The organism is Mesorhizobium kowhaii (assembly GCF_042431665.1).
Classification (GTDB): Bacteria; Pseudomonadota; Alphaproteobacteria; order Rhizobiales; family Rhizobiaceae; genus Mesorhizobium; species Mesorhizobium kowhaii.
The window spans coordinates 113401-138536 of the sequence record NZ_JBHLYT010000030.1; the positions used below are offsets into that span (position 1 = coordinate 113401).

At 62.3% G+C, this 25136-nt stretch carries 23 protein-coding genes and 1 tRNA gene; 11 read left to right on the plus strand and 13 right to left on the minus strand.

Annotated features, from left to right (window positions below; translation table 11 throughout):
- Nucleotides 1–72 precede the first annotated feature (72 nt).
- A complete protein-coding gene (locus ACFFNA_RS17985) occupies nucleotides 73–702 on the minus strand; it encodes a J domain-containing protein (RefSeq protein WP_111544302.1) in 630 nt (209 codons plus the stop codon).
- A 180-nt stretch (nucleotides 703–882) separates the two neighbouring features.
- Between ACFFNA_RS17985 and ACFFNA_RS17990 the strand changes: the two genes are divergently transcribed.
- The gene (locus ACFFNA_RS17990) at nucleotides 883–1185 is read left to right on the plus strand and encodes a BolA family protein (protein ID WP_095084914.1); all 303 of its coding nucleotides are present in this window, start codon (nucleotides 883–885) and stop codon (nucleotides 1183–1185) included.
- A gap of 22 nt (nucleotides 1186–1207) precedes the next feature.
- Here ACFFNA_RS17990 and ACFFNA_RS17995 read toward each other — a convergent pair whose 3' ends face one another.
- Together ACFFNA_RS17995 and ACFFNA_RS18000 are read right to left on the minus strand one after the other, a co-directional pair.
- Nucleotides 1208–2761 (minus strand): acetolactate synthase large subunit, encoded by a 1554-nt coding sequence (locus ACFFNA_RS17995; RefSeq protein ID WP_378920365.1) that lies wholly within the window; start codon nucleotides 2759–2761, stop codon nucleotides 1208–1210.
- A 127-nt stretch (nucleotides 2762–2888) separates the two neighbouring features.
- Entirely contained in the window at nucleotides 2889–3695 is an 807-nt protein-coding gene (locus tag ACFFNA_RS18000; protein WP_378920367.1) for an alpha/beta hydrolase, read from the minus strand.
- A gap of 457 nt (nucleotides 3696–4152) precedes the next feature.
- Between ACFFNA_RS18000 and ACFFNA_RS18005 the strand changes: the two genes are divergently transcribed.
- The 3 genes from ACFFNA_RS18005 to ACFFNA_RS18015 are packed head-to-tail and all read left to right on the plus strand — an operon-like array spanning nucleotide 4153 to nucleotide 8979.
- Nucleotides 4153–6102 carry a PrkA family serine protein kinase gene (locus tag ACFFNA_RS18005; protein ID WP_111544304.1) on the plus strand — a complete coding sequence of 650 codons (1950 nt, stop codon included), beginning with the start codon at nucleotides 4153–4155 and terminating at the stop codon, nucleotides 6100–6102.
- 18 nt (nucleotides 6103–6120) lie between these two features.
- Nucleotides 6121–7428: a YeaH/YhbH family protein gene (locus ACFFNA_RS18010; protein ID WP_111544305.1), complete on the plus strand. Its 1308-nt coding sequence runs from the start codon at nucleotides 6121–6123 to the stop codon at nucleotides 7426–7428.
- 9 nt (nucleotides 7429–7437) lie between these two features.
- Nucleotides 7438–8979 carry a SpoVR family protein gene (locus ACFFNA_RS18015; protein ID WP_111544306.1) on the plus strand — a complete coding sequence of 514 codons (1542 nt, stop codon included), beginning with the start codon at nucleotides 7438–7440 and terminating at the stop codon, nucleotides 8977–8979.
- Nucleotides 8980–9096: 117 nt separating this feature from the next.
- On the opposite strand, the gene ACFFNA_RS18020 is transcribed toward ACFFNA_RS18015, so the two are convergent.
- The 3 genes from ACFFNA_RS18020 to ACFFNA_RS18030 are packed head-to-tail and all read right to left on the minus strand — an operon-like array spanning nucleotide 9097 to nucleotide 11782.
- Nucleotides 9097–9993, minus strand: a complete 897-nt coding sequence (locus ACFFNA_RS18020) for an HlyC/CorC family transporter (protein ID WP_111544307.1) — start codon at nucleotides 9991–9993, stop codon at nucleotides 9097–9099.
- Nucleotides 9990–11174 (minus strand): 3-dehydroquinate synthase, encoded by a 1185-nt coding sequence (gene aroB / locus ACFFNA_RS18025; protein ID WP_378920370.1) that lies wholly within the window; start codon nucleotides 11172–11174, stop codon nucleotides 9990–9992. Before aroB ends, ACFFNA_RS18020 begins: the two co-directional genes overlap by 4 nt.
- Complete coding sequence (locus tag ACFFNA_RS18030) at nucleotides 11171–11782, minus strand: shikimate kinase (protein WP_378920372.1); 612 nt, start codon at nucleotides 11780–11782, stop codon at nucleotides 11171–11173. Before ACFFNA_RS18030 ends, aroB begins: the two co-directional genes overlap by 4 nt.
- A 209-nt stretch (nucleotides 11783–11991) precedes the next feature.
- On the opposite strand from ACFFNA_RS18030, the gene ACFFNA_RS18035 reads away from it, so the two are divergent.
- From ACFFNA_RS18035 to ACFFNA_RS18055, 5 genes are all read left to right on the plus strand, one after another.
- Nucleotides 11992–12144: a histidine kinase gene (locus ACFFNA_RS18035; protein ID WP_378920599.1), complete on the plus strand. Its 153-nt coding sequence runs from the start codon at nucleotides 11992–11994 to the stop codon at nucleotides 12142–12144.
- Nucleotides 12145–12196: 52 nt separating this feature from the next.
- Nucleotides 12197–13132, plus strand: a complete 936-nt coding sequence (locus ACFFNA_RS18040; RefSeq protein ID WP_378920375.1) for a site-specific tyrosine recombinase XerD — start codon at nucleotides 12197–12199, stop codon at nucleotides 13130–13132.
- 99 nt (nucleotides 13133–13231) lie between these two features.
- On the plus strand, nucleotides 13232–14182 hold the full coding sequence (locus tag ACFFNA_RS18045; RefSeq protein WP_111544312.1) for an acetyl-CoA carboxylase carboxyltransferase subunit alpha: 951 nt from the start codon (nucleotides 13232–13234) through the stop codon (nucleotides 14180–14182).
- A gap of 212 nt (nucleotides 14183–14394) precedes the next feature.
- A complete protein-coding gene (locus ACFFNA_RS18050; protein WP_111544313.1) occupies nucleotides 14395–15714 on the plus strand; it encodes a L,D-transpeptidase family protein in 1320 nt (439 codons plus the stop codon).
- A gap of 54 nt (nucleotides 15715–15768) precedes the next feature.
- The gene (locus ACFFNA_RS18055) at nucleotides 15769–16026 is read left to right on the plus strand and encodes a sulfurtransferase TusA family protein (RefSeq protein WP_111544314.1); all 258 of its coding nucleotides are present in this window, start codon (nucleotides 15769–15771) and stop codon (nucleotides 16024–16026) included.
- Nucleotides 16027–16029: 3 nt separating this feature from the next.
- Here the strand turns inward: ACFFNA_RS18055 and ACFFNA_RS18060 are convergent, their stop codons facing one another.
- The gene (locus tag ACFFNA_RS18060; protein ID WP_378920378.1) at nucleotides 16030–17124 is read right to left on the minus strand and encodes a CobW family GTP-binding protein; all 1095 of its coding nucleotides are present in this window, start codon (nucleotides 17122–17124) and stop codon (nucleotides 16030–16032) included.
- Between the two features lie 67 nt (nucleotides 17125–17191).
- Entirely contained in the window at nucleotides 17192–18361 is a 1170-nt protein-coding gene (locus tag ACFFNA_RS18065) for a D-alanyl-D-alanine carboxypeptidase family protein (protein WP_378920380.1), read from the minus strand.
- A 216-nt stretch (nucleotides 18362–18577) separates the two neighbouring features.
- Here ACFFNA_RS18065 and ACFFNA_RS18070 point away from each other — a divergent pair, with 216 nt between their 5' ends.
- Both ACFFNA_RS18070 and ACFFNA_RS18075 read left to right on the plus strand, forming a co-directional pair.
- Complete coding sequence (locus ACFFNA_RS18070) at nucleotides 18578–19741, plus strand: M20 aminoacylase family protein (protein WP_378920382.1); 1164 nt, start codon at nucleotides 18578–18580, stop codon at nucleotides 19739–19741.
- A gap of 85 nt (nucleotides 19742–19826) precedes the next feature.
- Nucleotides 19827–19903, plus strand: a tRNA-Arg gene (locus tag ACFFNA_RS18075).
- A gap of 363 nt (nucleotides 19904–20266) precedes the next feature.
- Here the strand turns inward: ACFFNA_RS18075 and ACFFNA_RS18080 are convergent.
- The 5 genes from ACFFNA_RS18080 to ACFFNA_RS41275 all read right to left on the minus strand — a co-directional run bounded on the left by ACFFNA_RS18080 (nucleotide 20267) and on the right by ACFFNA_RS41275 (nucleotide 24748).
- A complete protein-coding gene (locus ACFFNA_RS18080; protein WP_378920384.1) occupies nucleotides 20267–21493 on the minus strand; it encodes an MFS transporter in 1227 nt (408 codons plus the stop codon).
- Nucleotides 21490–22875 (minus strand): NAD(P)-binding protein, encoded by a 1386-nt coding sequence (locus ACFFNA_RS18085; RefSeq protein WP_378920386.1) that lies wholly within the window; start codon nucleotides 22873–22875, stop codon nucleotides 21490–21492. Before ACFFNA_RS18085 ends, ACFFNA_RS18080 begins: the two co-directional genes overlap by 4 nt.
- 44 nt (nucleotides 22876–22919) lie before the next feature.
- Nucleotides 22920–23240, minus strand: coding sequence for an ArsR/SmtB family transcription factor (locus tag ACFFNA_RS18090; RefSeq protein WP_378920601.1), 321 nt, complete (start codon nucleotides 23238–23240; stop codon nucleotides 22920–22922).
- A 70-nt stretch (nucleotides 23241–23310) separates the two neighbouring features.
- Complete coding sequence (locus ACFFNA_RS18095) at nucleotides 23311–24120, minus strand: sulfite exporter TauE/SafE family protein (protein ID WP_378920388.1); 810 nt, start codon at nucleotides 24118–24120, stop codon at nucleotides 23311–23313.
- 412 nt (nucleotides 24121–24532) lie between these two features.
- A complete protein-coding gene (locus ACFFNA_RS41275; RefSeq protein ID WP_446685970.1) occupies nucleotides 24533–24748 on the minus strand; it encodes a DUF768 domain-containing protein in 216 nt (71 codons plus the stop codon).
- Nucleotides 24749–25136: the final 388 nt, after the last annotated feature.

Genomic DNA, 25136 nt, shown 5'->3' on the forward strand with positions numbered 1-25136 from the left:
TTGTCCGGGGGCGGTCTTAGAGCCTTTTCCAACCTTATGAAAGTTGGAAAACGACACGGACTGTATGGTCGCTCAGCACAGGCCCGCCTGTTTGAGCACGCGATAGGCCTGCAGCACATCGCGGAACCGGTCTTCCGAACCTCTGTCGCCACCATTCGCATCCGGATGGTGACGCTTCACCAGTTCCTTATAGCGCGCCTTGATCTCCTTGCCAGTCGCCTTTGTATCAAGGCCAAGCGTTTCCAGCGCCTTGGCCTCAAGCGGCTTGGCCTTGCGCTCGCGCGCCTCGCGCGGGTCCTTCGGCCCCTTGAACAGGTCGAACGGGTCGCGCATGCGATTATAGTAGCCGGCGCGGCCGGAGCGCATCTGGGCCACATCGGGCGACGAACGCGTCGAGGCACCGTTGACGCCCATCTTCCAGGTCGGCCGGTGGCCGGTCATCGCTTCCTTCTGGAAGCGCGCGACCTCGGTGTCCGGCACGCCGGAGAAATAGTTGAAGCCCTTGTTGTACTCGCGCACATGGTCGAAGCAGAAGCGGAAATACTCGCCCTCCTTCATCCGCCCGACCGGCGCACGATGGGTGCCCGCTTCCTTGCAGCCGTCCCACTGGCAGATCGGCGAGTGCGACTTCAGCTCCGCGTCCTTGTCGGGGCGGACGCGAATCTTCTCGAAATATTTGGGATACGGCTTCATCTCACCCATTTATGGGGCGTTCGCAGATGCGAAACAAGAATTGACATTTTCGCGATGATCGCCCTAACCGCTGAATCGCGGCTTAAAGCAGGCGAATGGCGGATTTTGTTGCGCGGTAGCGACTTTTGCGACGACCGATTGCGGTTTCGCGGGCAATGCACCGGCCATATGTGGTGAAGGGAGACGGCGATGTCCATACAGGCGACCATGGAAGACAAGCTCAACAAGGCATTTTCGCCCGACCGGCTGGTCATCATCAACGAAAGCCATCTCCATGCCGGCCATCACCACCATGGTTCCGACCATCATGGCGCCTATGACGGCACCGGCGAGACGCATTTTCGCGTCCGCGTCGTCTCTTCCGCCTTTGCCGGCATGAGCCGCATCGACCGCCACCGCGCCGTCAACGAACTGCTTGCCGACGAACTGAAGGCCGGCGTGCATGCGCTGGCGATCGAACCGGCGGCTCCCGGCGAAAAGACCCGCTGGTAGGTCGGTTCCGCCTTGGCTGTGCTCAGAGCACCGCTTCGATAAGAAACGGTCCGCGCCGCGACAAGGTGCTGTCCAGCAGCGCGTCGAACCGCTCGCAGGTGTCGGCGCGAGCCGCCTCCACGCCCATGCCTTTGGCCAGGCAAACCCAGTCCAGCGACGGATGGTCGAGATCGAGCATTCGCCTGGCGTTCTCGCCGATGGCGCCAACACCGACATTGCGCATCTCGCCATGCAGGATCGCATAGGTTCGGTTGGAAAAGACGATCGTCACCACGTCGAGCTTTTCCCTAGCCTGTGTCCACAGCCCCTGCACCGTGTACATGCCGCTGCCGTCGGCCTCCAGATTGATCACCTTGCGATCGGGACAGGCGATCGCAGCCCCGGTTGCCATCGGAATGCCTCCGCCGATCGATCCGCCCGTGCCCATCATGTAGTCGTGAGGAGCGGCGAAGGCCGATAGCGCGAAGAAACGCCGCGCCGAGGTAACCGCTTCGTCGCAGATGATCGCATCGGCCGGCAGCTTTCGCGCCACCGACAGCGCGATCGCATCCTCGGTCAGTTTTCCGCTCGGCGTTGCCTCGTCGGGAAAGGCGGTCGCGAACACCGTCTGTTGCGACGGCTTGACGCCGAGTTCGTCGCGGAGTGCTTCCAGCGCCGCATTGAGATTCTCGCCATGGGTGGCCAGCGTCAGCACCTGGCAGCCCTCCCGAACCAGCCGTCCCGGCTTTCCCGGATAGGCGAAGAAGGCAACCGGCTCCTTCGCGCCGACCAGGACCAGAACGTCGATATCCCGCAGCACAGCCGTGGCGGCATCGACCGGATAGGGGATGCGTATCGGCGCGACACGTCCGCGGCCACGCTGCATCCGGGCGGTCAGAACCTCGCTGAACAGACGGACATCGCTGCCTGTCGAGATCTGCCCGGCGATGGCGAGTGCATCCGCTCTCGCCGCTCGCCCGCGAACGATGATGCCGGCCCGACCCGGAGCGGCGCGGATCGCCGCGGCGACTGTGCGCACGGCGTCCATGTTGACGGCGGGCGGCGATGCCAGCTTCACCTTGCCGACTGAGGCCGCGCCGACTTCGCCCCAGGCGGCATCCGCCGGCAGGATCAGGGTAGTTACGCCTGGAGGCGTCAGCGAAGCGCGGTAGGCCGCCTCGGTCGCCGGCGCGACATCGTCTGGGCCAGCGATGCGGCGCACCCAGTTCGACATTGGCGTCGCAAGGCTCTCGATATCGCTGGTGAGCGGAGCATCGAGCGACAGATGATAGGAAGCGTGGTCGCCGACAATGTTGATCATCGGGCTCAGGGCGCGCCGCGCATTGTGCATGTTGGCCAGGCCGTTGGCCAAGCCGGGGCCGGTATGCAGCAGCGTCGCGGCCGGGCGATCGGTCATCCGCGCATAGCCGTCGGCGGCACCGGTCACCACGCCCTCGAACAGGCCGAGCACGCAACGCATCTGAGGTTTCCGGTCAAGCGCTGCAACGAAGTGCATTTCGGACGTGCCGGGGTTGGCAAAGCAGACCGTCACATCATTGGCCAGCAGCACGTCACACAGGACATCGGCGCCGTTCATGAAATTCTCTCCCGTTTGACGATCGAAAAGAGCAATTGCACCGGCAGACGCCCGCGCAGCAATATCCCGCCAGCACTTTTGATCTGATCCAGTTCCTCTGACGCCTGTGCCTCGTCGGGGTCAGGGGTCAGCTGACGGTCGATTTCAGGAACGCCAGCGCGGCGGCGGTCAGCGCGTCGCCATCTTCGCCGAAATCGCGATTGATCGACATATGCGTATAGGCGCTGCCGTCGAACACTGTGACCTTGGTGCCGGTGGCGCGCAGGCGCGCGGCAAAGGCCTTCGACTCCTCGCCACGGCCCGCGGCGCGCGAATAGGCGATGAAGGTCGGCGGATGCTTGCGGCCGTCGACGTAACTGGCGGGCGACAGCGCAGCCCATTGCGTGGGATCGGAAAAGACACGCGCATAGGCCCGGACCATGCCGCCATTGCTGGAAAGGGCTGCAAGATCATAGGCCCTGGTATCGTCGAGGATGAGTGCTGCGACACCAGGCAATCCACCGCGCATGCCGGTCAGTGCAATCAGATGGCAGCCGGCCGAATGGCCCATGCCGACAATGCGGTTCGGGTCGCCGCCATGCCGGGCGATGTTGGCGCGCACATAGGCATAGGCCTTTTCGACATCGCCGGCCTGGGTGGCGACGTCGGCCTCGGGCAACATGCGATAGTCGATGGAGACGAAGCAGAAGCCGTTGGCGAGCAGGAAGGCCGGCTTGGCGTTGACCTGGCTGCGTTTGCCAAACTGCCAGGTGCCACCATGGACGAAAAAGACGACCGGCAGGCCGGTTGCACCATCGGGCGCATAGATGTCGAGCTTGGCCGGCCCGTAATCGAAGGTTTTTGGCGCGGGTTGGCGCGGGCGCCGAGCCGCCGATGCTCCCAATGGCAGCATCGCCGCCACGGAGGCCAGAATGAGGCTTCGTCGATCGATCATCATGGTCTCCCGACCGTGTAGGCCAACAGTGCCCGCAGGCGCAACGAGCGTCCAGTTAAGGATTGGTAATACCCAGAGGTCTGGCTCGACGATCGATCATCGATCCGAACCTCGAATGGCACTCGAGCTTTTGGGGGGCTCATCCGCTGTAGAGGAGGCCGGATCAACCGGGCTTCGTCGAACTCGCATCGGGTCGCAACTGTCGCAGCATCAGGCCGCATCAAATGCACTGCCCTGCAGTTCAGTTCACGAAATCAATATCTACCCCTTGACGGTCTCATCTGGCCATCACCACCTAAGTATTTGGGCAAGCATTCCAGCCACATGGGTGGTGTCCCGGGTTTCAATGCCAGATGCACGCGCTCTCCTTCATGTGAAGGGAACCACAATGCTTTCCAGCAGTTGAATCTATGACGAGCCGTCTGGTACCCAGAACGGCTCTGAGGGCAAGGATATCATGCGAGAGAACCAGTCTGACGTCTTCGATCTGTTTTCGGAAATCTACACGGGTGCTGCGCAGGAGGAGATCAGCATCCAGCAATATCTCCTTGCCTGCCGAGAGGACAGATCGATGTATGCCTCGGCGCCTGAACGGATGGTCGAGGCGATCGGCGAGCCGAACCTGGTCGACACCAGCAAGGATGAACGACTCGGCCGCATCTTCTCCAACCGGACCGTCAAGGTGTACCCCACCTTTGCAGATTTCTATGGCATGGAGGACACAATCGAGCGCATCGCCGGCTATTTTCGCTACGCTTCCCAGGGGCTCGAGGAGCGCAAGCAGATACTCTATCTCCTAGGCCCGGTTGGCGGCGGCAAATCCTCCCTTGCCGAACGGCTGAAGAAATTGATGGAGCAGCGCCCGATCTACACGCTGAAGGTCGGTAACCAGGTCAGCCCGGTTTTCGAATCGCCGCTTGGCCTCTTCCATCCCGATCGCATGGGCGACCTGCTGCAGGATAAATACGGCATAGCCCGACGCCGGCTGAACGGGCTCATCTCGCCATGGGCGGCCAAGCGCCTCGACGAACTGTCCGGCGACATTTCCAAGTTCAGCGTGGTCAAGCTGATGCCTTCGCGATTGCGCCAGATCGGCATCGCCAAGACCGAGCCCGGCGATGAGAACAATCAGGACGTCTCGGCCCTGGTCGGCAAGGTCGATATCAGACAGTTGGAAAATTTCAGCCAGTCCGATCCGGACGCCTATTCCTATAGCGGCGGACTGAACCGGACCACCCAGGGCCTGCTTGAATTCGTGGAAATGTTCAAGGCGCCCATCAAGGTCCTGCATCCGTTGCTGACCGCGACCCAGGAGGGCAGCTACAACGGCACCGAAAATTTCGGCGCCTTTCCCTACCAGGGGATCATCGTGGCCCATTCCAACGAGTCGGAGTGGCAGCAGTTCAAGAACAACAAGAATAATGAGGCCTTTCTCGATCGCATCCTCGTGGTCAAGGTGCCCTATTGTTTGCGGATCACCGAAGAGAGGCAGATTTACGAAAAGCTGCTGCGGGAGAGCGAATTGGCCGCCAGTCCCTGCGCGCCCGAGGTGCTGGACATTCTCAGCCGGTTCACCGTCTCGACCCGCCTGGCCGAGCATGACAATTCGCCACTCTACACCAAGATGCGCGCCTATGACGGCGAGAACCTGAAGGACGTCGACCCCAAGGCGAAGTCGGTTCAGGAATATCGCGATGCCGCCGGGGTCGATGAGGGCATGAGGGGCGTCAGCACGCGCTTCGCCTTCAAGATCCTGTCGCAGACCTTCAACTACGACACGAAGGAGGTGGCTGCCGATCCCGTGCATCTGATGTACATCCTGGAAGAGGCGATCAAGCGCGAGCAGTTTCCAAAGGAGACGGAAGCTGCCTATCTCGAGTTCATCAAGTCGGAACTGGCAACGCGCTATGCCGAGTTCATCGGCCACGAAATCCAGAAGGCCTATCTGGAATCGTACAGCGAGTATGGCCAGAACCTCTTCGACCGTTACATCGCCTATGCCGATGCCTGGATCGAGGATCAGGACTACAAGGATCCCGACACCGGCCAGGTTCTCAATCGCGAGGTATTGGACAAGGAATTGTCGCAGGTCGAAAAACCGGCCGGCATCGCCAATCCTAAGGACTTCCGCAACGAGGTGGTGAAGTTCACGTTGCGGGCGCGCGCAAGAAACCACGACCGCAACCCGTCATGGACGAGTTATGAAAAGCTCCGCGAAGTCATCGAGAAGCGGATGTTCGGACAGGTCGAGGATCTCTTGCCGGTGATCAGCTTCGGTTCCAAGCAGGACAGCGTCACGGAAAAACGCCACAATGAATTCGTGCAGCGGATGGTCGAGCGCGGCTACACCCAGCGGCAGGTGCGTCGCCTTGTGGACTGGTACATGCGAGTGAACAAGGCGGGTTGAGAGAGCCCGGATGGTTCCATGCCGATCTTCATCGACCGTCGCCTGAATCCAAAGGACAAGAGCCTCGGCAATCGCCAGCGCTTTCTCAGGCGTGCGCGCGAGGAGCTGAAGCGGAGCATAAGCGATCAGATCCGCACCGGCAGTATCGCCGACGTGGATGCCGAGCATGCCGTACCCATGCCTGAAAGAGGCACAGGCGAGCCGAGCTTCAACAACGCCTGGAACAGCGGCAGGCGCCAGCACATCCTGCCGGGCAACAGGCATTTCTCCCCTGGAGACCTGATCCCCAAGCCCGGCCAGGGTGGTGGCGCGGGGTCCCCGGGAAACACGGCGTCTGAAGACGACTTTCGTTTCGTGCTGTCACGCGAAGAGGTGCTCGATCTTTTTTTCGAGGATCTCGAACTCCCAGATATGGTCAAGCTCAACCTCAAGGAGATCCTTGCCTTCAAGCCGCGCCGGGCTGGCTTCGCCGCTACCGGTTCACCGACCAACATCAATGTTGGGCGCACGATGCGTAACAGCCACGGCCGCCGCATTGCGCTGAGGCGTCCTAAGCAGGCGGAGTTGGACGCGATCCTCCAGGAAATCGCTACGCTTGAGGTGGTGCCATCCAGCGCAGCTGCACGCCAGCGCATTGCGGCATTGCGCGAAGAGCTCGACCGGCTGGAACGCCGCCGCCGGCGAATTGCCTATGTCGATCCGGTCGACATCCGCTTCAACCGCTTCGATCCTCGGCCTGTGCCGAACGTCAACGCCGTCATGTTCTGCCTGATGGATGTGTCCGGCTCGATGGGCGAGCGCGAAAAGGATCTGGCCAAGCGCTTCTTCGTGCTGCTGCATCTGTTCTTGAAACGGCGCTACGACCGTATCGAGATCGTCTTCATCCGCCACACGCACCTGGCCCAGGAGGTCGATGAGGAAACATTTTTCTACAACACGCAAAGCGGCGGCACTGTCGTGTCCACCGCGCTGGAGGAAATGCATCGCATTATTGAGGAACGTTACCCGGCCCGCGAATGGAACATCTATGCCGCCCAGGCCTCGGACGGCGACAATTTCGCCGGCGATTCCGAGCGATGCATAGCCTTGCTCAACGGCAAGCTCATGCGGCTGTGCCAGTATTTTGCCTATGTCGAGATCATCGACGAGCGTGAAGCCCATATCTTCGGCACGACTGAAAACGGGACATCGCTATGGCGTGCCTATTGCGAAATCGACCTGAGATGGCCGAACTTCCAGATGAGCCGCATCGCCACGCCCGCCGATATCTACCCGGTCTTTCGCCAGCTCTTCGGCAGACAGCCGGCTCCCCTCAAGAGAGCGTGAGGGGGTCCGATGGTCCGACAAGCCAGTAAATCCAGCCTGCTTTTTTCAGGGTCCGACTGGGATTTCAAGACATTGTCACGGGCCTATGACGCGATCGAGGCAATCGCGGTTGAAGAGCTTCATCTCGATACCTACCCCGTGCAGATGGAGATCATCTCCTCCCAACAGATGCTCGACGCCTATTCGTCGGTCGGCATGCCACTGATGTACCGTCACTGGTCTTTCGGCAAACATTTCCTCTACCAGGATCTGCTTTATCGCAAAGGCGGGCGAGGGCTTGCCTATGAACTGGTCATCAATTCCAATCCCTGCATCGTCTATCTGATGGAGGAAAACACCATGGCCCTGCAAGCCTTGGTGACGGCCCATGCTGCGCTCGGACACAACCATTTCTTTAAGAACAATCAGTTGTTCAAGCAGTGGACGGACGCCGGGGCGATCCTCGGCTATCTGGACTTCGCCAAGGGCTACATTGTCCGTTGCGAGGAGCGGCACGGCCTCACCGCCGTCGAGGCTGTTCTCGATTCCGCCCACGCGCTGATGGCGCAGGGCGTGTTCCGCTATCACCGGCCGCCGAAGCTGTCGTCGGAGCGGCAGCGCGAAGGGCTTCGCGAGCGCCTCGAATACGAAGAGCACTCCTACAATGATTTGTGGCGCACGCTGCCGCCGTCGCAGCAAAGGGCCAACGACAAGGGACAAAACCCGGAGCGGAAGAAATCGCTCAACCTGCCCGAGGAAAACCTGCTTTATTTCCTGGAAAAGAACAGCCTGGTCCTGGAGCCTTGGCAGCGTGAGATCATCAGGATCGTTCGTGTCATAGCACAATATTTTTATCCACAACGGCAAACACAGGTGATGAACGAGGGCTGCGCCACTTTCGTCCACTATACGCTGATGAACACGCTGTTCGATCGCGGCCAGATCAGCGAAGGCGCCATGCTCGAAATCCTGCGCAATCATTCCAACGTGGTCTTCCAGCCGGCGTTCGACGATCCGCGCTTTTCCGGTATCAATCCCTACGCTCTCGGCCTCGATATGATGCAGGACATTCAGCGCATCTCGACCGAGCCGACGGCCGAGGACCGGGACTGGTTTCCCGACATCGCCGGCCGCGGCAACTGGCGCGAGGTCCTGCTCGACGCCTGGGCGGATCACCGCGACGAGTCCTTTATCCGCCAGTACCTCAGTCCGACCTTGATCCGAAAATGGCGGTTCTTTGTGCTCGGCGACGCCGCCGACCAACCGCATTGCCAGGTCGCCTCGATCCACAACGAGCGCGGCTATGACAAGATACGCGCCGCGCTCGCTCACAGCTACGACGTCGGCGCGAACCGACCGGACATCCAGGTGGTGGATGTCGATCTGCTCGGCGACCGGCATTTGCGACTGCAGCACAAGGTCAATGACGGAGTCCTTCTCGAGGATGCCAGCCGCGACGCCACGCTTCGTCACATCCGCAGGCTTTGGGGTTATGAGGTCAGCTTGGCGGCCGTCGACGCTGAAACGGACGCGACGATCCACGAACGCTCGACGAGCCAGATCGCAGAATGAGGCTCCGTAGTTGCGCTGGTTCTCATGGCGTCAAAAAGTGCGCACCGGTCTTGGGCGACATGCATCAAAACAGGGGCTTGAAGCACGTCGCCTGAATTCGTTTCAACGCGACACGCCCTAAGCGTCGCCGGCTGGCCTTATTCTCAGCCGGGCGATCCGGTTCTTGTCGCGCTTCATCACGACGAAGCGTTTGCCATGGAAAGTAAACGCCTGTTTTTCCTCGGGAATCGACTGCGTCTCGTGAATGACGAGGCCGGCAATAGTGGTCGCCTCCTCATCCGGCAGGTTCCAGTCGAGCGCCCGGTTCAGGTCGCGGATCGGCACCGTGCCGTCGACGACGACGGAACCGTCCGCCTCCTGCTTGACGCCCTGGATGTCGACATCGTGCTCGTCGGCGATCTCGCCGACGATCTCCTCGATGATGTCCTCCAGCGTCACCAGCCCTTCGACCTCGCCATATTCATCGACGACGACGGCGAAATGCGCCTTGCGGCGCAGGAAGGCGTTGAGCTGTTCCTGCAAGGTCGTGGTGTCGGGCACGAACCACGGTTTCGAGGCGATCTTCATCACGTCGATCTTGGAAAAGTCGTTGCCGACGTCGTTGAGCGCCCGCAACAGGTCCTTGGCGTGCAGCACGCCGACAATGTTGTCGAGCGAGCCCTTCCACAGCGGCATGCGGGTGTGCGGGCTCTGCAGGATCTCGCGCACCACCGCTTCCGGCGCATTGTCGGCATTGACCGAGCGCATGTTGGTGCGGTGGACCATGATGTCGGACACTTCGAGTTCGGCGAGATCGAACAGGCCGCCGACGCGATCGCGATCCTCGCGCACCACCTGGCCGTCGCGGCGGAAATCGTCGACCGCGCCGCGCAACTCGTCCTGGCTCGAGCGCTGCGGCTCGATGCGCGACAGTTCATAGCCGAAAGCGGCAAGCAGGCGCGTGCGCAAGGCAACGGCCAGCAGAATGAGGACGGCAAGGACAGCAACGACGATCCAGCCGGTCTCGTTGGTCATCTCGGCCGGCTCTTCTGCTGGCTCGGCCGGCTCTTCTGCTGGCCCGGCCGGCTTTCCTGCTCGCCCGGATGGCTCTCCTTCAGGAACGACAGCACTTCCGAAGCCGGCACGTCCTTGGCGATGAAGGCCTGGCCGATGCCGCGCGTCAGGATGAAAGTCAGCGCACCCCGCGACACCTTCTTGTCCTGGGCGATGAAGGAAAGCAGCGCCTCGGCATCGGGCAAATCACCAGGAATGTCGGCCATCCGCCACGGCAGGCCGACGGCACGCAGATGCGCCTCGACGCGCGCCGCATCGTCGGGGCTGGCGAGGTTGAGCCGCGATGAGAACCGGTGCGCCAGCGCCATGCCGATGGCGACACCCTCGCCATGGACGAGCCGGGTTCCGTCATACTGGGTGGCGGCTTCCAGCGCGTGGCCGAAAGTGTGGCCGAGATTGAGCAGCGCGCGGTCGCCGGTCTCGAACTCGTCGCGGGCGACCACATCGGCCTTGGCGCGGCAGGCTTCGGCAATGGCCTGCGCCCTCTCCGGCCCGCCGGCAAACACTCGGGCCCAGTTCTCTTCCAGCCAGGCGAAAAACGCCGGCCGGTCGATGAGGCCATATTTGGCGAGCTCGGCATAGCCGGCTCGGAATTCGCGGATCGGCAGCGTGTCGAGCACTTCGGTATCGGCCAGCACCAGCTTCGGCTGATGGAAGACGCCGACCAGGTTCTTGCCGCGCGCACTGTTGATGCCGGTCTTGCCGCCGACCGAGGAATCGACCTGCGCCAGCAATGAGGTCGGTATCTGCACGAAATTCATGCCGCGGCGCACGATGCCGGCGGCAAAGCCGGCAAGGTCGCCGATGACGCCGCCGCCAAAGGCGATGACGATGTCGCCGCGTTCCAGCCTGGCGGCCAGCACACCGTCGACCACCTCTTCGAGATGGGCGAAGCTCTTGGTCTTCTCGCCGGGCGGCAGTGTGATGACAGCGGGCTGGATGTCGCTCTTTTCGAGACCGTCCTTCAGCGCATCGAGATGCGCTGCCGCGACATTGGCGTCGGTGATGACAGCGGCGCGTGTACCCGGCAGGCGGCGCGAAATCTCGGTACCGGCGCGCGACAACAGACCGGAGCCGATCAGGATGTCGTAGGCCCGGTCGCCAAGGCCGACTTCGACCGTGACTGGCTGATCTGCGCTCACGATCGTACCTCGCCTGTAGGGGCAGTCTCATCAATGCCGAAATGCCGGCAAAGCGCATCCACCACCTCGGTCGCGATGACCTCCTTGCGGTCGTCGCGGGTCGGCACGGTGACGTCTGATGTCGCGTAGACCGGATAGCGCTCGCCCATCAGCCGCTCGAGCACGGCGCGGGGGTCGGCACTTTTCAGGAGCGGGCGGTTCTGCTTCTTGGAGACGCGGTCCATCAGAAGGTCGATCTCGGCCTTCAGCCACACCGACACGCCATGGCCTGCGATGGCCTCGCGCGTCTGCGCGTTCATGAAGGCGCCGCCGCCGGTCGACAGCACCTGCGGGCCGTTCTCCAGCACGCGCAGGATGACGCGTTGCTCCAGAGCCCTGAACTCGGTCTCGCCATACCGCTCGAACAGCTCCGGAACGGTCATGCGCGAGACGCTTTCGATCTCCTGGTCGCTGTCGATGAAGGGCAGCGCCAGCATCGTCGCCACCTTGCGGCCGATCGCCGTCTTGCCGGCGCCCATCAACCCGACAAAGACGACGGAACGGCTGCCCAGCCGGCCAAGCAGCGCGGCGTGGTTCTCGTCTGGAGGATTTACTGGCAGCGCGTTCATCAGATACTTCGAGGGTCCTCTTTGCCGGCGTATCGACATGAAAAGCCCGTTTGCGTCAAGCGTGGCGAGCAGCCTGAGCCCGATATGGGCTGGCCGGACTGCATCAGAAGGTGCTCACAAACCTCAGCTTCTTCCTTGAATTGGCCGGAATGGCGTCCCATAAGGGCACAGGGTTTGGAAACGCAGAACAAGAAGACGGGCGAAAATTGATGCCGACACTGTTTCGCTTTGTCGTGATCCTCGCGATTCTGGCCGGCATTGCCTATGGTACGATGTTCGCGCTGGTGATGTTCGTCGAGCCCAAGAAGGCTGAAATGAGCGTGCGCATCCCTCCCGAAAAGCTCAACCCCAAGAAAAGCTGATCGCTGCCAGGAAAAGCCCTGCCAAGAAAAAGCCCGCCAAGAAAAACCCCGAATGAACAGCGCCGCCCGCATCGAAGCCTTCCTGGAAATGATGAGCGCCGAGCGGGGTGCCGCCGAGAACACGCTGTCCTCCTATCGCCGTGACCTCGAAGACGCTTCGGACGCGATCGGTGGCGCGCTTGCCAGTGCCGCCGCCGCCGATATCCGCGCCTATCTGGACGACATCGCCGCGCGCGGCTTTGCCGCGACGTCGCAGGCGCGCAAACTGTCGGCGATCCGCCAGTTCTTCAAATTCCTCTACGCCGAGGGCCTACGCGCAGATGACCCGACCGGCACGCTGGACAGCCCGAAAAAGGGCCGCCCGCTGCCGAAGACGATGAGCGAGGCCGACACCGGCCGGCTGATCGACCGCGCAGCACTTGAGGCCGGCGATCCCAGGCTCGGCAACGATGCCGCGCTTGGCAACAGCGAGTGGCTGGCGGCGCAGCGCCTGCATGCGCTGGTCGAGGTGCTTTATGCCACCGGCCTGCGCGTTTCCGAACTGGTCGGCCTGCCGGTGACGGTGGCGCAGCGCGACGACCGCTTCTTCATGGTGCGCGGCAAGGGTGACAAGGAGCGCATGGTGCCGCTGTCGACCAAGGCGCGTACGGCGATGCGGAGCTGGCTTGCCGCCCGCGCCAAGGTGCCGGCCTTCGCCGACAGTCCGTTTCTGTTTCCGGCCGCCTCGGACAGCGGCTATCTCTCGCGCCAGGTCTTTGCCCGCGACCTGAAAGGACTGGCGGCAAGGGCCGGCATCGCCTCGGCGAAGATCTCGCCGCATGTGCTGCGCCATGCTTTCGCCAGCCATCTCCTGCAGAACGGCGCCGATCTCAGGGCCGTGCAGCAGTTGCTCGGCCATGCCGACATATCGACGACACAGATTTACACGCATGTGCTGGAAGAGCGGCTGGTGCGGCTGGTCAACGATCATCATCCGCTTGCCGACTAGGCCTCATATCGCTATGTGAGGACGACATTCCACCGCCCGGAGCCTTGGATTTCAGGGTTCTGCCGTTCCTCGCCTTCCGACGTATCGGTCCGCTCACGCATGTACAATTACCTCGATTTCGAAAAGCCTGTGCAGGACCTCGAGGGCAAGATCCTCGAGCTGAAGAAGCTTGCCGAGAATGGCGAGGCGGTCGATGTCGGCGACGAGATCAGCCGTCTCGAGAAGCGCTCCCGCGATGCGCTGCGCGACGCCTACAAGGCGCTGACGCCGTGGCAGAAGGTGCAGGTGGCGCGCCATCCCGACAGGCCGCATTGCGTCGACTACATCAAGGGCCTGTTCAACGATTTCACGCCGCTGGCCGGTGACCGCAATTTCGGCGAGGACCAGGCGATCGTCGGCGGTTTCGCCCGCTTCCGCGGCGAGCCCGTGGCCATCATCGGCCAGGAAAAGGGCTCCGACACGACCAGCCGGCTGAAGCACAATTTCGGCTCGGTGCGACCGGAAGGCTATCGCAAGGCGGTGCGGCTGATGGAACTCGCCGACCGCTTCAATATCCCGCTGCTGACGCTGGTTGACACCGCAGGCGCCTATCCCGGCGTCGGGGCGGAGGAACGCGGCCAGGCGGAAGCGATTGCCCGCTCGACCTCGGCCTGCCTTGGCCTGAAAGTGCCGTCGATCTCGGTGGTTATCGGCGAAGGCGGCTCGGGCGGCGCCATTGCGATTGCCACCGCCAACCGCGTCTACATGCTCGAACACGCCATCTATTCGGTGATCTCGCCGGAGGGCGCCGCTTCGATCCTGTGGCGCGACACGACAAGATCGAAGGACGCGGCGACCAACATGAAGATCACCGCGCAGGATCTTCTGGAGCTGAAGATCATCGACGCCATCATCCCCGAGCCGCTGGGCGGCGCGCATCGTGGCGCCGAAACCGTGATTGCCGCGACCGGCGACCTCATCGCCAAGACGATGAAGGAGTTTTCCGGCGCCAATACCGACTTCCGCGAGCAGCGCCGCGAGAAATACCTGGCAATGGGTCGCAGCCTCTAAACCATGTCCCGCCACCGCAATGTGGCGGCGCGGAGCATTTTTGCCACAAAAATGCCGCTGCATTCGGCTCAATGAGACTGACGCAAGGGGACGCGTCGGCACTTGCGGTAAGGAATTTTCAAGGTTAACGGGCTTAGTGTCCGTACACGTTCAGTGCAGTAGCCGTGGCATGAATTGCCTTGGCGCCAGAGAAAAAGACGATATCCGTAGCCATGTTCGCCAAGCTTGCCCGCACCGGAATCCTGATCGCTGCCCTCGGCGTTGCTGGCTGCAACGATTCGTCGATGAAGGATTTTGCCCCGGAGGCCAACAAGCCGCTGCCCGACAAGATCCTCGCCGACATGAGGGCCAAGGGCATGGTCCGCACCTCGTCAGTGATGGCCCGCATCTTCAAGGAAGAGGGCAAGCTCGAAATCTGGAAGGCCAAGACCAACGGCCGCTACGACATGGTGGCGAGCTACGACATCTGCAAATGGTCGGGCAAGCTCGGACCGAAATACACCGAAGGTGACCGCCAGGCGCCGGAAGGTTTTTATACGGTGCGTCCGGCGCAGATGAACCCGCGCTCGAACTACCATCTGTCCTTCAACATCGGCTTTCCCAACGCCTATGACCGCGCCAATGGCCGCACCGGTGCCAATCTGATGGTGCACGGCGCCTGTTCGTCGTCGGGCTGCTATTCGATGACCGATGCGCAGATCGAGCAGATCTATGCCTTCGGCCGCGACGCCTTTCAGGGTGGCCAGACCGAATTCCAGATCCAGGCTTTTCCGTTCCGCATGACCGCCGCCAACATGGCGCGCTACCGCAACGACCCGAACTATGAGTTCTGGAAGATGCTGAAGGTTGGCTACGACAATTTCGAGGTCACCAAGGTGCCGCCGAAGGTCGACGTCTGCGAGAAGCGCTATGTCTTCAACCAGGTTGCCGCCGACGGCCAGACATTTGATCCGACCGGCGCCTGCCCGGCGACCACGCAGCCTGATTCGCTGAAGAGCGCCTACAACGCCTATCAGAGCACCTACGACGCGGCGTTCAACGGCGCGCTCAAGGCCAGCGTGCCCCCGCCGAAGCCAACCATCGCCGGCATCAAGGAAGCCAGCATCGTCTCCGACTGGTCCAAGCGCCGGGCGCGCGGCGAGCGCGTGCCGATCGACCCGCCGTCGCTCAATAACGACGGCTCGGTGACCGAGACGGCGCGCATGGGCCGCATCGATTCGCCGGCCGGCCGCAAGATGGCGGCACTCGACGCCGAAAAGGCCGCCAAGCAGAAGGCCGAGGAGCAGAGGCTGGCCGCCATAGAGGCCGCCAAGCAGGCCAAGGAAGCCGCCAAGGCGCAGGCCCTGGCCGAGAAGGAAGCGGCCAAGGCCCAAAAAGAGGCGGCCAAGGCAGCCAAGGAAGCACCTGTCGCCACCGCCACCATCGCAGCCCCCACGGAGGCCGCGCCTGAAGCTGAAACGCAAGCGGCAAGCGCCGACGAGAGCAGGGTCACCAGGCTGAAGAACAAGCTGCTCGGCATGTTCGGCGGCTGAGGTTTTCGCCGATGCATGTCACCCAAAAGTGCGTAGCGGATTTGGGGCAACGACATGCTTGAAAACAAGGACTCCAAGCGTGCGAGCGTCTACGATCTCAAGGGGCTGAACTGCCCCTTGCCTGTGCTGAAAGCAAAGAAACGGCTGGCCGGGATGCAAGCGGGCAGCAGGCTTTGGCTTGAGACCACCGATCCACTCGCCGTCATCGACATCCCGGCATTTTGTTCCGACAGCGGCCACCGTCTTGTCGAAACGGCGGCGGTGTCAGGCGGTCATCGTTTTCTGGTCGAGCGCGGCGAGCAGCAATCGTAGAGTTTACCGTCCGGCGATCGCCAGCGGATTGTTTTGCAGCGCCGCGCGGTCGGGCGTGTCGATCGACGGCCGATTGGTGAAGGCGGCGAACAGCCGGCGCACATAGTCTTCCGGCATGTCGAGCGTGATCAGCACCAGCCGCGTGCCGCGCTGGCCATCCGGCCAGGACGGCAATTGCACAGGCGGATGCAGGATTTTCTGCACGCCATGGATCACCAATGGCCGCGACGGGTCTTCGCTGAGCTCGATGACGCCCTTCATTCGCAGCAGATGCTCGCCATGTGCCGAGCGCAACAGGTCGAGAAACATCTCGATCGCCGAAAACGGCACCGGGCCGTCATGGACCAGCGAATAGGAGCGCACGCGCTGATCGTGGCGGTGGCCGTGGTCATGCTCGTGATCATGACCGTCATGATGATCATGATCATGCGCCTCGCCCAGCCAGCGCCGCACATCGGCGGATTTGGTCGCCGGATTGTAGAGACCGCAATCAAACAGCGCCGCCACGCCTGTCTTCGTGTCGGCGGCATCAAGCAAATCGGCGCCCGGATTGATCTGCCGCAGGCGCACCCGCAGCGTTTCCAATTCATGCGGGTCGGTGACCAGATCGGCTTTGCTGAGCACGATGCGGTCGGCAACCGCCACCTGCTTGACCGCTTCGACATGCGCGTCGAGCGTCGCATTGCCATTGACCGCATCGACCAGCGTGATGACGCCGTCGAGCCGGAAGGCCTGGACCAGCGCCGGATGCGCCATGATCGACTGCAGCACCGGCGCCGGGTCGGCGAGACCCGTGGTCTCGACGATGACGCGGGCCAGACGGGCTATGCGGCCGGTCTGCAGCCGGTCGACCAGGTCGGCCAGCGTGTCGACCAGTTCGCCGCGAACCGTGCAGCACAGGCAGCCATCCGACAGCTGGATGATGCCGTCGGACGCCTGCTCGACCAGAAGATGGTCGATCGCCACTTCACCGAACTCGTTGATGATGACCGCCGTGTCGGCCAGCGCCGGATCCTTCAACAGCCGGTTGAGCAGTGTCGTCTTGCCGGCGCCGAGGAAACCGGTCAGCACCGAAACAGGGATCGGAAAGCTGCTCATCGGGCTCCGCCTGTTTGTTCGAGCATGATCTCTGGCGAAAACCGGATGCCACTTTTCGGGGTCATGCCTAGTTGGCAACCTTGACCGGCTGATCGCCTTGCGCGGCGGAACCGGCAACGACCGGACCCGTGCCGGCCGGCGCCGGCTGGTCGGGACGCCAGCTCGGGATCGGCACGTCGGCATATTCCTGGCCGCCCTGGTCGAGCATGGCCTTCGGCGCCGGACCGGTGGCGCCGCCGAGGCCGACGGCAACCAGCGTCGGCACATGGTCGAGCTTTTCCTGGTAGGGCGATTTCGGCACATCCTTGGCGGCAGCGGTGGCGGGCGGTGCCTCGGACTGCTCCGCCCGCGCCTTCTTCTTGCAGATCTCGTCCTGCATGTCGTTGGGCGAGACGGTGTCGCCGTAGGGCGCCAGCGTGGCGACGGTGGCCGAGCCCACGGCGGGCGTGTCAAAACCCTGGTCGAGCAATTTCGCTGCGGCCTCGGCACGGGTGATTGCCGACTTCTCGCCAAGCACGACCGCCACCAGCGTGCGCCCATTGCGGGTCGCCGAGCCGATCATGTTGAAGCCGGAGGGACAGACGAAGCCCGTCTTCATGCCGTCGGCGCCGGGGTACCGGCCGATCAGCAGATTGTAGTTCGGGATCGCCTTCTTGCCGACCGCAAGACCCTCGATCGAGAACCACGGCGCATATTGCGGAAATTCGCGCCGGATCGCCATCACCAGCACGGCGAGGTCGCGCGCCGTCGTATACTGGTCCGGCGAATAGAGCCCGTTCGGATTGACGAAATGGGTGCCGTTCATGCCGAGGCGAGTCGCCTCGGCGTTCATCCGTTCGGCGAAGGCTGCCTGCGAGCCGCCGACATTCTCGCCGACAGCCATGGCGATGTCATTGGCCGACTTGACCAGCATCATCTTCAGCGCGTTGTCGAGCCGCATCACCGAGCCCGGCTTGAAGCCCATCTTGCTTGGCGGCTCGGCGGCGGAGTGTTTGGTCACCTTGATCGGCGAATCAAGCTGGACCTCGCCGGCCGCGATCGCCCGGAAGGTCACATAAGCGGTCATCAGCTTGCTCAGCGACGCCGGATACCAGCGCTTGAACGCGTCCTGATGCTGCAGGATCTTGCCATTGTTGAGGTCGAACACAACGACCGGATTGGCCAGCGCCGACCCGGCCAGGACCGACAGCGCGATTGCGCCAGCCGAGAATAGTTTGAGGAAATGCCTGTGCCGCATGATCAAATCCGAAATCGCCTCTTGCCGTAGTCGCCCCTGGCTCCGTAAGATTTCGTTACGCGACCGCCAGCATGATGAGTCCGACCCTCAAAAACCGGACTGCATCGTTGCGGTGCTATTTACTCTATGTGACGCCAACATGGCAAAGTGCCTGACGATCACAATTGCAAGGCAGCGGACAACACCCGCCTGTCCCAACAGCGAGATGGAACCATCATGCCAATCCTGAACCGTGCCGCCGAAATGCAGGACGAAGTTGCCGGCTGGCGCCAGCATCTGCACCAGACGCCAGAACTGAACTTCGATGTCTTCAAGACCGCTGCCTTCGTCACCGACAAGCTGAAAGCCTTCGGTTGCGACGACGTGGTGACCGGCCTCGGCAAGACCGGCGTCGTTGGCATCATCCGCGGCCGCCAGGGCGAAGGCCCCACCATAGGGCTGCGCGCCGACATGGACGCGCTGCCGCTCAACGAGATCACCGGCAAGCCCTATGCCTCGACCAACCCCGGCAAGATGCATGCCTGCGGTCATGACGGCCACACGGCGATGCTTTTGGGTGCCGCGAAATATCTCGCCGAGACGCGCAATTTCACCGGCTCGGTGGCGGTGATCTTCCAGCCGGCCGAGGAAGGTGGTGGCGGCGGCAACGAGATGGTCAAGGACGGCATGATGGAACGTTTCGACATCTCCAGGGTGTTCGGCATGCACAACATGCCGGGCCTGCCTGTCGGGCAGTTCGCCATCCGTCCGGGCCCGATCATGGCGGCGACGGCCGAGTTCACCATCACCGTGCGCGGCAAGGGCGGCCATGCGGCAATGCCGCACGGCACGATCGACCCGATCGTCATCACCAGCCAGCTGGTCGGCGCGTTGCAGACGATCGCCTCGCGCAGCACCGATCCGGTCGAGGCCGTGGTGGTGTCGGTGACCAAATTCCACGCCGGCGATGCCTATAACATCATCCCGGAAACGGCGGAAATCGCCGGCACCGTGCGCACCTTGCGCAAGGAAATCGCCAAAAAGTCCGAGGAGCGCATCCGCACCATCTGCGACGGGCTGGCGACCGCGTTCGGCGCCAAGATCGAGGTCGACTATCAGGCGAATTACCCCGTCACCTTCAACCACGCGGAAGAGACGGTGTTTGCCAGCGATGTCGCGGCTGGTGTCGCCGGCGATGCCCATGTCCACCGTGGCATCCAGCCGGTGATGGGCGGCGAGGATTTCTCCTACATGCTGGAAGCCCGCCCCGGCGCCTTCATCTTCATCGGCAATGGCGACACCGCCGGTCTCCACCACCCGGCCTACGACTTCAACGACGAGGTCATCCCGCACGGCATGAGCTATTGGGTGAGACTGGCGGAAACAGCACTCGCCGTCTGATGCCTGTCGCGCAAAGGGCTGGCCGAATTGCGTTCGGCCAGCCTCTTGGCGAAACGATCCGAAGCGGCTATGTGTCTGGCCGCGTGGTCCCGTAGCTCAGTAGGATAGAGCGGCAGATTCCTAATCTGTAGGTCACAGGTTCGATTCCTGTCGGGATCACCAGCAATTTCAATTACTTATGGAGCTGACGCCGTACTATTTTGAAGATCGGCCGGGCAATTTTAGTACGGCGAATTTCGCTGACCTTCAGACTTTGGGCAGGCTTGCCCTGGGACGAAATGGCCTAATTCCGTTGCGAAGAAGGGAGCTACGAAGCTCGAATAGAGGTCGTTTGGTGTTCGAATCGCCCTTTTCGATGCACCGAAACGGCCGACGACAGCCCTACCGCCCTCAGCCTCGACGTCTCCTGGCCGCTGCAGGTTCAAGTCACCGACACGAGACAAACGATACTCTTAGTGGAATGCCCGATACCTAGGCTTGGGCATAGACTAGGCCTGGCCGGAATATCTGGGGGGAGACGTGATCCTAGTTGGCCTGGACCTCAAACGTCCGTCGGCGGACGAGCAGCCAGCCAAGGCCGCATGCCAGTGCGACGTTGACCAGCGCCAGCCCGGAAAGGAACGCCAGCATTCCATGGGCCCCGAAGCGCTCCAGCAGTAATGCGCCAACGGACGGCGCCGCCGCCTGAGCAACCAGGCTCGGCATGGCAAGGCGACCCATCAGCTTGGCGTAGCCATTAGAGCCGAACATCGCGAGCGGTATCGTGCCACGCGCGATGGATTCGAGTCCGATGCCCGCCCCGTAGAACGCGAGTGCCAACGGGACGATCGGCATGCCGAGCCAGTGCGCCGAAACGCCAATCGCGACGAAGGCCACCGACGCGAACTTGGTCCAAATCGGGTGATGGAAGCGTGCGATCACCATCTCGATTGTCCGCGCGGCCACCTGGGAGGGACCGACGAGTGCTCCAAGCCCCACGGCTGCAGCAAGCGTCATGCCGCCCTTCTGCAGTATCGTCAGCAAATGCACCGACAGGGTCGAAGAGATCACCGCTGCAAGCGTCAGGGTTGCGGCGAGGACGACCATAATCGGGAGATTGGAGCCGGTTTGCAGGGCCGGCCTCGCTGCCCCATGCGACGTGGCTTTGACAGCCGGTTGCGGCAGGCCGAGAGGCAAGATCACGAGGTAAAGCGGCAAGGCAAGGCAGAGCTGGGCTGCGGCGTAGGCCAGGCACGTGCCGCGCCATCCGATCTCCCCCAGCAAAAAGGCCGAGATCGGCCAGCAGATCGTGCTCGCAAAGCCCCCGAACAGGGTGAGCGTCGTGATGGCAGACCGCGCCCCATGGCCGTAGAGCCGGCCAAGGGTTCCGAAGGCAGCGTCATAGAGCCCCGCCCCCATGCCGAGGCCGATTGCCAGCCACGCGATGATGTAGGCGGCCAGATTGGGGGCGACCGCAAGTCCGACCTGGCCAAGTCCGATGCATCCCGCGCTGAATGCCAGAACGTTGCGGCCACCGTGTCGCTCGATCGAAGACCCGACATGCGGCGAGATTATTCCCGCCGTGAGCAATCCTAGAGACAGGCCTCCGACGACCCAAGCCAGAGGCCATCCTGTGTCCGCGGCGACCGCCGGCGCGATGACAGCGGGGAGATAGTAAGACGATCCCCACGCCATGATCTGTGTCACGCCAAGCGTCGTGATGATCGTGCGACGACCACGCACGACGGCGGCCGACAGGGGCGCAGCGGTCATGCTGCGGCGCTGCAGCCGCAGCCAGCCTTCCCTTTCTCCTTGGCTTGCGCGTCGGCAACACAGCAGGCGTCAACGGCCACAGGCGCCGGGCCACCGCAGCAGCCTTCGGCTGATCCGAAAAACGATGCCGGCACCGTGCAAACTCCGGTCTCCGGCAAAACCAGCTGCACCGCGTCGGCCGCCGCCATGTCACCGGCGATCGCCGCAGCGACGGAGCGGACCTGCTCGTAGCCCGTCAGCAACAGGAACGTCGGCGCCCGGCCGTAGCTTTTGATTCCGACCGTATAGAAGCCCGGTTCCGGATGGCTAAGCTCGCGGTGGCCATGCGGGGGGACGTCCCCGCATGAGTGCTCGTTAGGATCGATGAGCGGACCGAGCGCTTTCACGCTTTCAAGCCATGGATCGAGGTCGAGCCGCAGCTCCCGGGTCAGGGCGAGGTCCGGGCGCTGGCCCGTGGCCGCGATAATTCTGTCGACGGGACCGATGGTTTGAAGACCGTCTTTGGTTTGCCCGTCCACAAGCAGACGACCGTCAACCTCACGGATGGCTGTCGTGGCAAAGCCAGTGATAAGGCGGACGCGGCCGCTTTCGGCAAGGTCCCTGACTTCGGAGCCGAGTTCGCCGCGTGCAGGCAACGCGTCAGCGTCGCCGCCACCATAGATCCGGACCAGGTCGGTGCTGCGCGTCGTCCAGATTGCAGAGGTCCCCGGAGCGCTCTCTGACAGCTTGGCAAGTTCCAGCAGGGCATTGGCAGCGGAATGACCGGCCCCGGCCACGAGCGTCGTACGGCCCGCATAGAGGTGGCGATCACGACCGAGGACATCGGGTATGCCGTACGCGATCCGGTCGCCGAACTCGCTTTCGCCTTCAGCGGACAAGCCGCCTGCGCCTAGCGGGTTCGGTGTTTGCCATGTGCCTGACGCGTCGATGACGGCGCGGGCCGTATCCCGGCGCATGCCGGTCGCGGTTTCAACCATCAGCATGAAGGGCCGCTGTTCACGTCCCTTGCTGACGACCTTGTCGGCACCCCAGCGGGACACAGCGACGACGCGGGCAATGGTTTCGATGGACGGTGCCAGTTCCGGAAGCCGCGCGAGCGGGCCGATATATTGGTCGACGATCTCATCGGCGGTGGGAAAGGCCTCGAGCTCGGGCATGTTCCAGCCATGGCCCTCGAGCAGATGGCGGGCGACCGCATCGACGCAATAGCGCCACGGCGTGAAAACGCGAACATGCCCCCAGTCCGAGAGATTCGACCCTACGTGCGCCCCGGACTCGTAAACCTTTACCTTCAGTCCGCGGTTGATCAGCTGGGCGGCCGCCGCGAGGCCGACGGGACCGGCGCCGATGACGGCCACCGGGAGACTTGCGATGTCGTTCATTTGTTCGCTCTTTCCAGTATCTTCGAATTATTCCGGCAAAAAATTCAGGCGACAACTGCGCTGGCCGACGGCGCACATTTTGCGTCGGCACAGCACTCGTCAGCCAAATAGCCGATCAACGCATTCATGCTGGGATAGTTGGCGCGGCAGATCAGCGTCGTTGCCTGGCGTTCCTGGGTCACGAGGCCTGTATCGACCAGTCGCTTGAGGTGATGCGACAGTGTCGAGGAGGGGATCTCGAGTTTCTCCTGGATGCTGCCGACAGGAAGCCCTTCGTCCCCTGCCCTTACCAAAATGCGGTAAAGCTGAAGCCGCGTCGGGTTGCCGAGGCTTTCGAGTTGGGATGCTGCTTGTTCGAGTTTCATCGAAATACGTGTAGGCGCGGATTCGATCGCAGTCAACTAAATTTCGAGATCTGTCGAAATAAGAAACTGGTCAGCGGTGACGCCAGACCTTCACGGCTGAAATCAGCAAGATGACCGCGAGCGCGGGCAGCAGAAGCGCGTTGGGTACGAAACCGAGCAGCCGCCCACCGATGAACGTCCCGACGATGGAGCCGGCTGCCATCACCAGCAGGAAGCCGCGATTGCGGCCAATGACGGAAAAACTCTGGTCGCGGCTGTAGCGGGTGAACCCTACCAGCATGGTCGGTAGACTCACCGCGAGCGACAGGCTCCCCGCCAATTTGATATCGGCTCCGAACAACAGGACGAGCGTCGGGATCAGCAACTCGCCCCCGGCAACGCCGAGCAGCGACGCGACAATACCAATGATGAAACCGGCAATGACACCCGCGACGAGTTGCGCGGTGCCAACCAGAACAGGCTGGCCCGCGGCCGCATCGTGCCCCACTACCAGGACCACGGCGATGACGATCAGCAGCACCGCGATAACCTTGTACAGGGTTTCGGATTTGAGGCGTGTCGCCCACCCTGCCCCGAACCAGGCACCGATCAGACTGCCGGCCAACAGATTGACGACAATCGGCCAATTTGCCGCGATGGCGCTGAACGGCACCGACCCTGCACGAAACGGGAGAGCCGTGGCAACTACAACCAAGCTCATGGCCTTGTTCAGAATTACGGCCTCCAAAGCAGCAAAACGGAACATACCGATGAGAAGTGGCAGCCGGAACTCGGCGCCTCCGAGACCGATCAGGCCTCCAAGCGCGCCAATGATGGCGCCACCGCTGAAAGCGGCGGGCTTGTTGCGAGAAATGAGATCGCCAGGACCAGGCGGTGACATGGAGATATGTCCAATCTTACCTGGCGGTGGCCAGAGACGTTTTTTGAGGTGTCCGAATGCATGACGAGATTTCTAACAATTGGTCACGTCCATCCTTTCCATCGATCAGCGATTGGAACGCCAGTTCTTTGCCATTGGATCATCGATCTATCTGGGGCTACCTCAGGCCGCCCCGTCACCTCTCCCCTGGCGGTTTCAAAACCCCGTACTCAGCCGAACGCGCGGCTCGATCGACCTCATGTTCCGCCGCCCTCAGGCCGCGTTGGAACAACTCCCGCACCGCCTGGATCGGTTCATCATTCTTTTCTCAAACCGCCACGCATCCAGAACGGCAAGCTCTTCGGTGCTGAGCATGATTTGCAGACGATATGTTCGCAGTCGGGTCGGCAAAGGTTCCTCTCAAAACCGCATTCTAAATACCGGCGTCGTGGTGGACAATGGCGTTAAGGATCGTCTCATAGATGCTCCCGGTGTCTTCCTCGATCTCGACGCTACTAATGCCCACGGCCTTTGCATCGGCAAAGAGCTTATGCGCGAGTTCGGCAACCGAAATAACGTCGGCGCTGACGGTCGCGGGGACGTTGTTGGCGATCCATTGATGCAGAAAATTCGTGCCGCGAGAGCTCATTTCCGATAAGCGCGCAGCGCATATTAGGTTCCCCTACTTGTACGACAACGCCAGCCGGTTTATGGACAAGCCAACCTGGAACGGCCACGCCAACGCCAGCAGGGCGACCAAGGAAGGCCAGCCAACAGATGAGGCTCGCTGTGCGCTGAGTGCCCCTTATCCTCGCTCAGCGAGCCCACGTCCCGTACTAGGGGGCGGTTACCAGCTGCCCCCGCCGGAGCCGGCAATTTCAAACTATGCAAATTGAATGCCAAGTTGGGTGCGCCAAGACGGAACGTCCCTGGTGAAATCTGCCCGGTATATTGGCAGACTCTTGACGAAGAGGTGCCAGATGCCAGATTCATGTGCAAGGCCAAGCCGCGCCAGCACGACGGCGTAGCATCGATCA

What these genes read in the sequence shown, in the direction of transcription:
- ACFFNA_RS18095 (WP_378920388.1), bottom strand. Translation starts at nt 24,120, where the DNA reads ATGTCACCGCCTGGTCCTGGCGATCTCATTTCTCGCAACAAGCCCGCC.
- ACFFNA_RS18060 (WP_378920378.1), bottom strand. Translation starts at nt 17,124, where the DNA reads ATGAGCAGCTTTCCGATCCCTGTTTCGGTGCTGACCGGTTTCCTCGGC.
- ACFFNA_RS18000 (WP_378920367.1), bottom strand. Translation starts at nt 3,695, where the DNA reads ATGATCGATCGACGAAGCCTCATTCTGGCCTCCGTGGCGGCGATGCTG.
- ACFFNA_RS18040 (WP_378920375.1), top strand. Translation starts at nt 12,197, where the DNA reads ATGAACAGCGCCGCCCGCATCGAAGCCTTCCTGGAAATGATGAGCGCC.
- ACFFNA_RS18080 (WP_378920384.1), bottom strand. Translation starts at nt 21,493, where the DNA reads ATGACCGCTGCGCCCCTGTCGGCCGCCGTCGTGCGTGGTCGTCGCACG.
- ACFFNA_RS18055 (WP_111544314.1), top strand. Translation starts at nt 15,769, where the DNA reads ATGCTTGAAAACAAGGACTCCAAGCGTGCGAGCGTCTACGATCTCAAG.
- ACFFNA_RS18005 (WP_111544304.1), top strand. Translation starts at nt 4,153, where the DNA reads ATGCGAGAGAACCAGTCTGACGTCTTCGATCTGTTTTCGGAAATCTAC.
- ACFFNA_RS18010 (WP_111544305.1), top strand. Translation starts at nt 6,121, where the DNA reads ATGCCGATCTTCATCGACCGTCGCCTGAATCCAAAGGACAAGAGCCTC.
- ACFFNA_RS18020 (WP_111544307.1), bottom strand. Translation starts at nt 9,993, where the DNA reads ATGACCAACGAGACCGGCTGGATCGTCGTTGCTGTCCTTGCCGTCCTC.
- ACFFNA_RS18065 (WP_378920380.1), bottom strand. Translation starts at nt 18,361, where the DNA reads ATGCGGCACAGGCATTTCCTCAAACTATTCTCGGCTGGCGCAATCGCG.
- ACFFNA_RS18045 (WP_111544312.1), top strand. Translation starts at nt 13,232, where the DNA reads ATGTACAATTACCTCGATTTCGAAAAGCCTGTGCAGGACCTCGAGGGC.
- ACFFNA_RS18085 (WP_378920386.1), bottom strand. Translation starts at nt 22,875, where the DNA reads ATGAACGACATCGCAAGTCTCCCGGTGGCCGTCATCGGCGCCGGTCCC.
- ACFFNA_RS18070 (WP_378920382.1), top strand. Translation starts at nt 18,578, where the DNA reads ATGCCAATCCTGAACCGTGCCGCCGAAATGCAGGACGAAGTTGCCGGC.
- ACFFNA_RS18050 (WP_111544313.1), top strand. Translation starts at nt 14,395, where the DNA reads ATGTTCGCCAAGCTTGCCCGCACCGGAATCCTGATCGCTGCCCTCGGC.
- ACFFNA_RS18035 (WP_378920599.1), top strand. Translation starts at nt 11,992, where the DNA reads ATGCCGACACTGTTTCGCTTTGTCGTGATCCTCGCGATTCTGGCCGGC.
- ACFFNA_RS17995 (WP_378920365.1), bottom strand. Translation starts at nt 2,761, where the DNA reads ATGAACGGCGCCGATGTCCTGTGTGACGTGCTGCTGGCCAATGATGTG.
- ACFFNA_RS18090 (WP_378920601.1), bottom strand. Translation starts at nt 23,240, where the DNA reads ATGAAACTCGAACAAGCAGCATCCCAACTCGAAAGCCTCGGCAACCCG.
- ACFFNA_RS18030 (WP_378920372.1), bottom strand. Translation starts at nt 11,782, where the DNA reads ATGAACGCGCTGCCAGTAAATCCTCCAGACGAGAACCACGCCGCGCTG.
- ACFFNA_RS18015 (WP_111544306.1), top strand. Translation starts at nt 7,438, where the DNA reads ATGGTCCGACAAGCCAGTAAATCCAGCCTGCTTTTTTCAGGGTCCGAC.
- ACFFNA_RS17990 (WP_095084914.1), top strand. Translation starts at nt 883, where the DNA reads ATGTCCATACAGGCGACCATGGAAGACAAGCTCAACAAGGCATTTTCG.
- ACFFNA_RS17985 (WP_111544302.1), bottom strand. Translation starts at nt 702, where the DNA reads ATGGGTGAGATGAAGCCGTATCCCAAATATTTCGAGAAGATTCGCGTC.
- ACFFNA_RS41275 (WP_446685970.1), bottom strand. Translation starts at nt 24,748, where the DNA reads ATGAGCTCTCGCGGCACGAATTTTCTGCATCAATGGATCGCCAACAAC.